Source organism: Myroides sp. LoEW2-1 (assembly GCF_009767705.1).
GTDB lineage: Bacteria > Bacteroidota > Bacteroidia > Flavobacteriales > Flavobacteriaceae > Flavobacterium > Flavobacterium album_A.
The window spans coordinates 1-1,755 of record NZ_WSPP01000217.1 but is presented as its reverse complement, the minus strand read 5'-3'; the positions used below and the strand labels follow the sequence as shown (position 1 = coordinate 1,755).

The following is a 1,755-nucleotide window of genomic DNA, read 5'->3' as shown; positions in this document are numbered from 1 at the left end:
TTTGACTTTCCCGAAAGCGTTAAGCAAGAAGGGGGAAAGGTGGTGCCTCTGTCTTTGCAGTTATTGTTAGAAAACGTGATAAAACACAATAAGGCTACTTCTGCAAAACCTATTCACATTACAATTGTTGAACAAGCTGATGGCTATTTAAAAATTCAGAATAATCTTAGTAAGAAAGAGTTGAGAGAGGGAAGAAAGGGAATCGGATTAGAGAATATTGCAAGTCGTTATGCTTTACTTACAGCAAAACCAATAAAAGTAGAGGAGTCTTCTGATTTCTTTACAGTACAAATACCTATACTAACCAAAAAAATTGAACATATGAGAATTATTGATGTACAAGAAGATGAACAAGATCTACTAATTGAAGCAAAGAAAAAAGTAGCAGAGTACAAGCGTTTTTATTCGCATTTAACTACTTACCTTTTAGTAAATACTTTCCTGATAATGATGAATATCCTTACTGATGCAACCTTTATGTGGAGTTTGATTCCGTTGTTTGCATGGGGGATTGGTTTGGGATCACATGCCATGAAAGTATATAATTACAGTTTTTTTTTAGGTAAAGATTGGGAGGATAAAAAGATGAGAGAATATGTTGAAGATCGAAAAAATGATAAATCAAATTGGCAGTAGTTATGAAAAAGGAACTGTCAACTAAGGTTAGTGAAAAGTATAAAGCTTATCGTTTTAGTTATACTAATAGGACTGTATATCTCGTATTGCAATTTGTACTTTTTGCAATTGTCCTCTTGTTTACAAAATACCTTGAACATTTGGAAATAGAAGATGTTAGGATTGTGTTTTTAAACAATGACGAAAAGCTGCAAATTGTCTTTTTTGCTATTTGGTTTGCGGTAATTACAATTAAACTAATCTTGCATTTTGCTGATTATATCCCCCTTTTAGATCGCTGGATAAATAGAGTAGAGAGAAGGGAAATGGATAGAATAAAGAATACATACGAATATCAAGTTAATCGATATGACAGGAATTAATATAGTGATTATAGAAGATGAAAAGCCCGCTGCAAGGTCGTTAGAGCGCAAGTTAGAGAAGTTAGGTTATTTTCCAAATGCGAAATTGACTAATGTAGAAGAGGCTATAGAATGGTTTGGTTCTAACAAAGAACCAGACCTCATCTTTTTAGATATACAGCTGTCAGATGGTTTGTCATTTGAGATTTTTGAACAAGTCAAAGTGAATAGTGCTATTATTTTTACTACAGCTTATGATGAATATGCTTTGAGAGCTTTTAAGTTGAATAGTATTGATTATTTGCTAAAACCTATCCAAGCAGATGAATTAGAGCAAGCCATTCAAAAGTTCAAAAATAATAAACAAGCGATTTTTGGATTTAATGAACAACTCTCCATGTTCACCCAGTTTCTCTCCAATAATGTGATCGAGTACAAGGAGCGCTTTGTTGTGAAGATAGGTATGCAGATTAAAATTATCAGTACTACTGATATTATGTGTTTTTTTAGCGAAAATAAAGCGACTTATATCAAGACCAATGAGGGAAGAAACTATTTAACAGATTATTCTTTAGAGGAGATTGAGAAGCACTTATCTCCAAATGATTTCTTCCGCATTAATCGAAAGTTCATTATATCATTAGTGTCAATTCACGAAATCCATGCTTTTTCCAATTCCAGATTAAAGGTAAATTTAAAGAATTTTGATGATGATGATTTAATCGTAAGCCGCGAAAAAGTTAATGATTTTAAAAAATGGATAGAAAAGTAGTATAAT

General features: G+C 32.3%; 3 protein-coding genes. All 3 read left to right on the top strand.

Annotation, left to right across the window (positions count from 1 at the left end):
* Window positions 1-636 (top strand): 2TM domain-containing protein (locus GOQ24_RS12250; RefSeq protein ID WP_160339819.1); only part of this gene is annotated, 636 nt, incomplete at its 5' end.
* A gap of 2 nt (window positions 637-638) precedes the next feature.
* Window positions 639-998, top strand: a complete 360-nt coding sequence (locus GOQ24_RS12245) for a hypothetical protein (protein WP_155092342.1) — start codon at window positions 639-641, stop codon at window positions 996-998.
* Window positions 985-1,749, top strand: a complete 765-nt coding sequence (locus tag GOQ24_RS12240; protein WP_155092343.1) for a LytR/AlgR family response regulator transcription factor — start codon at window positions 985-987, stop codon at window positions 1,747-1,749. Before GOQ24_RS12245 ends, GOQ24_RS12240 begins: the two co-directional genes overlap by 14 nt.
* Window positions 1,750-1,755 lie beyond the last annotated feature (6 nt).

Excerpts from the sequence above, each read along its gene's own strand:
- GOQ24_RS12245 (WP_155092342.1), top strand. The coding sequence starts at position 639 with ATGAAAAAGGAACTGTCAACTAAGGTTAGTGAAAAGTATAAAGCTTAT.
- GOQ24_RS12240 (WP_155092343.1), top strand. The coding sequence starts at position 985 with ATGACAGGAATTAATATAGTGATTATAGAAGATGAAAAGCCCGCTGCA.